The 7,248-nt window shown below is 30.3% G+C and carries 8 protein-coding genes; all 8 read right to left on the reverse strand.

The window, feature by feature from the left end; genetic code table 11:
* Nucleotides 1-130 precede the first annotated feature (130 nt).
* On the reverse strand, nucleotides 131-1,534 hold the full coding sequence (locus ACNKXS_RS14950) for a serine hydrolase (RefSeq protein ID WP_417921575.1): 1,404 nt from the start codon (nucleotides 1,532-1,534) through the stop codon (nucleotides 131-133).
* Nucleotides 1,535-1,692: 158 nt separating this feature from the next.
* Nucleotides 1,693-2,073 (reverse strand): DUF2750 domain-containing protein, encoded by a 381-nt coding sequence (locus tag ACNKXS_RS14955; protein WP_417921576.1) that lies wholly within the window; start codon nucleotides 2,071-2,073, stop codon nucleotides 1,693-1,695.
* Between the two features lie 329 nt (nucleotides 2,074-2,402).
* On the reverse strand, nucleotides 2,403-2,879 hold the full coding sequence (locus ACNKXS_RS14960) for a hypothetical protein (RefSeq protein WP_417921577.1): 477 nt from the start codon (nucleotides 2,877-2,879) through the stop codon (nucleotides 2,403-2,405).
* A 187-nt stretch (nucleotides 2,880-3,066) separates the two neighbouring features.
* On the reverse strand, nucleotides 3,067-3,660 hold the full coding sequence (locus ACNKXS_RS14965; protein WP_417921578.1) for an acyl carrier protein: 594 nt from the start codon (nucleotides 3,658-3,660) through the stop codon (nucleotides 3,067-3,069).
* 76 nt (nucleotides 3,661-3,736) lie between these two features.
* Complete coding sequence (locus tag ACNKXS_RS14970; protein WP_417921579.1) at nucleotides 3,737-4,603, reverse strand: IS3 family transposase; 867 nt, start codon at nucleotides 4,601-4,603, stop codon at nucleotides 3,737-3,739.
* Nucleotides 4,600-4,989 (reverse strand): IS630 transposase-related protein, encoded by a 390-nt coding sequence (locus ACNKXS_RS14975; RefSeq protein ID WP_417921580.1) that lies wholly within the window; start codon nucleotides 4,987-4,989, stop codon nucleotides 4,600-4,602. The genes ACNKXS_RS14970 and ACNKXS_RS14975 overlap by 4 nt, the downstream gene beginning before the upstream one ends.
* A 190-nt stretch (nucleotides 4,990-5,179) precedes the next feature.
* On the reverse strand, nucleotides 5,180-6,064 hold the full coding sequence (locus ACNKXS_RS14980) for a DMT family transporter (RefSeq protein ID WP_417921581.1): 885 nt from the start codon (nucleotides 6,062-6,064) through the stop codon (nucleotides 5,180-5,182).
* Between the two features lie 85 nt (nucleotides 6,065-6,149).
* Entirely contained in the window at nucleotides 6,150-7,010 is an 861-nt protein-coding gene (locus tag ACNKXS_RS14985) for a helix-turn-helix domain-containing protein (RefSeq protein WP_140964617.1), read from the reverse strand.
* Between the last annotated feature and the right edge of the window lie 238 nt (nucleotides 7,011-7,248).

Consider the following 7,248-nt stretch of genomic DNA (forward strand, 5'->3'; position numbering starts at 1 on the left):
AGCAGTATGTAATAAGCTGCTAAAGCAAGCATTTGCAATTGCAAAATCAGGAACCTATTACCAGGAAAATTATATGTCGAAATTAGCTTAAAAGTACTAGGATTTTACCTTAGTTCTTTGTTGGCTACCGTTATTTACCGTTCAAATTTTTTGCTAGTTCGAATGCTAGGTCGTCAATATTTCTCATTGTCGAGTTGAATGCAGAAACATTCGATAATATTATCACAGCAAAGTGATTTTTTGGTTCAATGATTATTGACGAAGAGTATCCAGCAGTGCCTCCATTATGCCAATACAAATCTATATCATTTTTAGACTTTATTATATGCCAGCCTAAACCAATTTTCATTCTATCATCTATAGTGAATGTTGGTTTTCTAGTTAATTCTAATTCAAAATTATCTGGATTAAATTGAGCTTTGGCAAATTTTGATAAATCCTCCGTGGTTGATAAAATTCCACCTCCTCCAAATAATGCATCAAAATCCCAATTTTTAACTTCTTTTCCATTCTGGTCTAGACCTTTTATTAAACTACCATCTAAATTTCTAGAGTCTGTATAGGAATTATTCATTTTATATTCATCAAAAATATGCCGTTTAAGTAATGTCTGAAAACTTGATTTTTGAGTGATTCCAAGTGTGTATCCTAACAATCCAGCTCCTAAATTTGAATAGTTGTAAGAATTTGTAGAATCATTTTCAATTTTTAAATAGTTTTTGAGATAATCTTCAATCTCCCTATTGCCATAGTCTTTATATGGATTAATTTCATTGCTTAAATCCAAATTTTCAGGAAGGCGGGGTAATCCGGAAGTATGATTTGCTAAACTTTTAAATGTTAGTATTGTATTATTGTTTAAATCGAAGGGATAAAAAGAGTTAATAGTATCATCTAGTTTTAGATTTCCACTTACTACTAGTGAAGCAAAAACGGTAGAAGTAAAAACTTTTGTAATTGAGCCAATTTCAAAAACTTTATCTTGATTTTTATATTCTTTTATACTGTCATTTTCTCTCTTGATACCATAAAAACTAGTTTCTCCATTTTCTATAACTGCAATAGACAATTGTGTATTATTCGGAAAATCTTGCGCTTTTAAGAAAATAGATTCTGCGATTTCTTTGGGGTAAGTTTTTAAAGCATTTATAGCTTGATTTAGCTTATTTTTTTCATGGTAAGGTTTAATTAAAAGCCCAGCAATTTTATTATTCTTATTAAGTGAAATGTAAATTGCTAATGTCGCTTTTTCAAATTTTGCTTTATATAAAGCAGAATTTAAATTTTCATAATCAATGAATTCCTTTGCCTTTATATCGCCAACATTTTTATATAAATTCGAAAAAAATTCTTTAGTTTTCTCCATTGGTAACGTTTGCTGCATTTGGGGAGAAAAAGAATTGAAAATTTTTAAATAATCTTTATCGTTAAATTGCATTTGAAAATTATTAATTGAAATTTTATAATTCTCAGTCTGAGCGGAAATAAAATTGGATGCTGTGATTAAAAATAAAAACACTATTATTTTTCTCATATTATTCTTAATAATGGTAGCCAACGGTCTCGGTTATCGCCAGTTGGCGGAGTAAAGGACACGGATTTGTCGGCTTAGTATTGGTTTGTTGGTCAAGTTAATTATTTTCTTATTAAAGCTGCCGCTTATTGGCGATTAACCGTTGTTAGCTCTAGTTATTATTCATACTGACTACTTTCATAAATCAAATGATTTTTTATTTCATCCATTGTAATAATAACAGCATTTAAGTCTAAATTCGGAAAGCCGGCAATTTCGTATTTTTCTGAAGTAGGTTTATCTAACCAAATAAGAAACTGATTTAAAGAAAATGATTTGACTTTATATTTTTTCCAGTCATTGGTTAGAAACAATTCAGCAAATTCTTTTTCTGGCCATACTGGAATACATTTCGAAAGACTATCACCTATAGTAACCAAATCTCCATAAGAATCACATATCAGGAAGATTTTTTCAAAATCTGCAACTTTTCGTATTAGATAACCATATCTATCTTTTGAACTCAATTTTATTACATTATCAACTTTCTTTTTATTCATTAGGTCATAAATTTGGCATTCTGTCGTTATAATTATTCGTTTCTATTTATCTAATATTAAAGGAAATTTCCTCTTAATTTGTTGCGTTAAGTTATTGAACTCAGAACTCTCTATAATAATTAGAGCTAACTGTCTTGGTTATCGCCAGTTGGCGAAGTAAGGGACGCGGATTTGTCGGCTTAGTATTGATTTGTTGGTCAAGATAATTATTTTCCTTATAACGGTGCCGCTTATTGGCGATTAACCGTTGTTGTGCGTAGTTTTTTTACCTAAATTAAGATTTTACAACTATCCAACATTGAATTTTTATCATTAAAGATTCTTCCTCATTATAATCCTTCATTTTTCTGTGAAATGATATTAAGCGGAATTGTTTCTTTCAATTTTCTTATCCCTTTCTTGGAAATTATTTTAAAACCAATTTGTATAAAAATCCAGAAAAGAATAGGACTTAAAATTGATTGAATAATTATTGCATTGTTTTTTTGAACTATTGCAACAATAAGTCCTGATATTATAAAAGCTATTATGATGTAAAATAATAATTTCACGATTTTACTTAGTTTAATGATAAGTGAACCATGTACATTTTCTAAATGACCTTGAAAAAGACAAAATCCACCATATATTCTTTTAGATAATTTAATTTGAAATTCAGATTCACTTATTACTCCAATAAATTGCTGACCGTTCCAATTCCCAACGTATTGATCTTTATGAAGAGTATTTTTCTTTAATTCAGAAATGGCATTGTATTTATCAGTACTTAGTTTTATAATTAAATTTTCTTCGGGAAATATTTTCATTCGTCTTGTTGTCTTGAAAAATTACGCACAACGGTCCCGGTTATCGCCAGTTGGCGGAGTAAGGGACGCGGATTTGTCGGCTTAGTTTTGGTTTGTTGGTCAAGTTAATTAATTTCTTTCTAACGCTACCGCTTATTGGCGATTAACCGTTGTTGTAAACAGTGCATTTACTGAATTAAATTAGAAATTAGTTTATTCCCAAATCATTGGAAATGGAATGATGTACTTGAACTTCACTAATGGGAATACCCATATTTTTATGGATGATACCACAAACGATTCTTTCAACTTCATATTTATTCCTAATTTTTTGAATATCAATCAATTTTTCTGAATTCAAAGAAATGATCCAGTCAATTAACTGCTTAATAGTTGATTGTGTTATTGGTAGATTTCTTTTTATTGTTCGATGACCTAAAAACTTTAAGCTAGACCCTATATTAGGATTGAAATCGAAAGCATGAATATCGGGTAATTTGAGGTCCATTCTTTTTTCCAGTATGGACCAATTTTTTCTTAATTCATGTAAAGAATATAATTCGGAAATTACTGTATCAGGTTCTATTTTATTATTTATTATATCAGATTCTGGAATTATATTTTTGACTTTATAAAACACTTTTTGTGATAAACATTGATCTGTCGGGCGAGTGGTAATATTTTTGTAAACGCAGTCAATTAAATCCTGGACAGTATTTATTTTTTTAGCTTGTTCATCTGCTATTCTTATTCCAAATTTGTTTTCGATGGACATTAATAATTCTACAGAATCTAATCCCATATTGTTTTTTGTATAATCTGGTTTTTATGTATTGTACTGAAATAGGTTGACCTTTTTTGATATAATTTTCGACAGTCTAGATGGTCAATAGTTCTAAATTTTGTTTGTTCCTTTTGTAGGAATGATAGTCTACATTTCTATTCAAATGAACAAAGTTAGGGGTGTTCAATTTGAGACTTAAATGGGGTCTTTTGTTGTTATAAATCTCAACAGCCCTTTTGACCATCTTCTTCGCTAAGTTAGTATTTTTTATAGTTCGTTTTAAATCGTATTCATATTTAAGGGTTCTGTTGACTCTCTCAGCCACGGCGTTCTCGTACGGATCATACTTCTCGGTCATGCTCATTTGTATTCCGTGTTCCTCAGCAAAGCTGGTGTATTGAGGATTGCAATACTGAATTCCACGATCTGAATGATGGATGAGTTTCTGATTCTTGTATTTCCTATTTTTAATAGCCATTCTAAGGGCATCGATGCAAAGTGATGTCTTCATATGGCTTGCTAATTTATAACCCATAATTTGCTTAGAATAGGCATCTGTGACTAATGCTAAGTAACTGTGTCCGTTCTGGGTTTTGATATAGGTGATATCGCTTACCCAAAGTTGTTCCGGCCTGGTGGGAACTTTGTCTTTTACAAGGTTCTTGTATTTAAAGAATCGGTGTTTTGAATCGGTTGTAATATGGAACCGCTTTAATTTAGGAACGAGCAGGTTATTCATTCGCATTACTCGATAGAATTTATCCCTTCCTATTTTAATACCGAGTCTGTCCATATCAGCCTTTAATTCCTGATATAGTTTGATTCCACCGGTGTGTAAACCGTATTTACTCCGATACTCTTTAATAAGCCGAATGACAATCTGTTGTTGAGATTGCCTGGTTTGATGAGATTTTAACCGCTTATAGAAAGCTTGTTTGGAAACCCCAAAACATTGGATCAACCATTTTCTTTTAAACGGTTTTGCTTCTTTTTTTCGATCTCGTCTGCTAATGTTTTGGGCAATGACTTTTTTGACATATCAACCCCGGTAATAAGTTCCATGTCAGCAATTATGTCTTGTTGGAAGTCTTTTACAAACTCCAGTTCCTCTATTTTTTCTTTGAGTTTCTTGATTTCATCTTTCTTGCTCATCCCTTGTTTCTTTTGTTCTAAAGTACTGTATTTTTTCAACCAGTAGTAAATAGAAGCTCTGGAAACCTGATATTTATCGGAGGCATGATTGATAGATATCTGTGCATTCTGGATCTGATCTATGATGATGAGCTTTAGATCATATCCTACTTTTTTGTAGGAAGTTTTTCGACAGTGTTCATTTTGTTCTTTCATTAGGTATAGTGCTAAAAGGTTTAATTTTTAGTCAACCTATTTCAGGAAAGTACATTTTTTTTTTAATTGTGGGCAACGGTCTCGTATAACGACAAGCGGCGCGTAGTTATGGAATCGGATTTGTCGGCTTAACGACTTTGTTTGTTATGATAATTAATTTAGTTCTTTTTTCTAAAACCCGCCATTTGCGTTATACGTTGTTGTGCACAGTATTTTTCTTTTTTAAATTCAGTAAACCACCAAGTATAACAGACGACATACCAATTAAGTATGCTATGTAAAATGGCTCGTTAAAAAAGATTATTAAAAAAATTGATGATAAAACAGGTGTCAAAAAAACAAATGGAGCAACAAAAGACGCTTCTCCAATTTTAAGAGCTCTAATCCAAAATATATATGAAAGACCATTTACTAAAAAGCCATTTATTAGAATTGGTATAACTGTATTTAAATTAGGTATTTTAAATTCAGAATAAAAGTTCATTGATATAAAAGAAGCGAAACTAGCTGTTAAAAAGTAAATTGTTAATAATAGCATATCATCCATTTTTATTTTTTTACTTAACACAGAAAACAATGCAAAAACAAATGCTCCTGTAAACACTATTATGAGGATATTTATATTTTCAAATTTTAATTGTTCAAAATTCCCTTTTGTAAGAACTAAGAAAACACCTATAAATCCCATTAGAATAGATGTTGTTTTAGATATTGTTAGTTTTTCTTTTAATAGAATGAGGGATAGTATAACAATTAAAATTGGCCAAGAATATTGGACAATTAATACCTCCATTCCTGGTGCATTAGCATAGCCAAAATATAATAATACATAATATAAATAGGTGCCTAAAAAACCTAAACAAACAGCTTGGAACCATTTGATTTTTGAAATATCACTTATTTTTTGAAGGTTTTTTTTTAAAAGGCCAATTCCTAAAAAAAACATTAAAGAAGTTAGACTTGACCAAAAAAGAAATTGATGGTTATCTAATCCATTTTGTCCTAATTTAGATACTACAGGAATCAATGCCCATAGTAAGACGCAGGCTATAATATAGATGATAGATTTATTCATAGAAGTTTACTTTACATTTATTAGAATGCACAAACTTCTATTTTCTCGTTATTATCTAATAGGACTATTTGGGATTAGTATGGTATTATTTGGAATTCAAATTTAATTTAGAAAATTTTCTATACGTTATAGGTGTTTTTTCAAAGTGTTTTTTAAACGCTTTTATAAAATAAGAGCTTTCAGAGTAACCGAGTTCTCCGACAATTTCTTTAACACTCAAGTCACTGTAACGTAACATTCTTGCAGCTTCATTTAAAATGTAGGTTTCTAGAAATTTTGCTGATGTTAGCCCTGTATTTTTTTTGAGTATTTGATTCAATTTTTTTTGAGAAGTAGCTAATTGTCTAATATAGTAAGCCATTTGTTTTTGTTCTTTGTATTGTGTTCTTACCAATTGCACAAATTGTTCTAATATTTTTACATCACTATCTAAATCGTCTATTTCTGTAAAGTTTTTAAATCCCTTTATTTTAGTGAGTAGTATATGTAAATAATCCTGTAAGATGGTAACAGTATTATTTTGGTTCTTATTAAAATAATGATTTAAAAGATTGAATTCATTATTAAGTATTTTAATTTCTTCACTCGGTATTTTGATATAGGCTTGATCAATGTTGTGAAACAGTAGAGTAGATTTATTCTGAAAACGGTCTAAAAAACTATCGCAAAAACTAACAACATAACCTTGAACATCTTTATTATATGTTATTTTGTGTAAGTAATAAGGTGCTAAAAGAAAAATAGTTCCGCTTGTAAAAGTGTACTTCCTATTCTCTATTATATGAACTCCAGAACCGTTTTCAATCCATACAATTTGATAAAAAATATGTCGATGTAATGATGTTCCATCATTATTTAAGGTTTGGTATCTACCATCAATAATTTTGTCTACTACAATTTTTTTATCATACTTCTTAAGTAATTTTTCAAACTCTTTTTTTATCACTTAATGGTGGTTTTTATATTGTGCACGGTCTCGGTTATCGCCAGTTGGCGGAGTAGGGGACGCGGATTTGTCGGCTTAGTACTGGTTTGTTGGTCAAGTTAATTATTTTCTTTCTAACGGTGCCGCTTATTGGCGATGAACCGTCTTAAGTTTAATTTTTCTAAATTTTGATTGTATAAACAGAAAGAACTAAAGAGAGGAATAAGATTAAATGAACCGTGGGAACTCAAAGATTCCG

The organism is Christiangramia marina, assembly GCF_048285865.1.
GTDB lineage: Bacteria > Bacteroidota > Bacteroidia > Flavobacteriales > Flavobacteriaceae > Christiangramia > Christiangramia marina.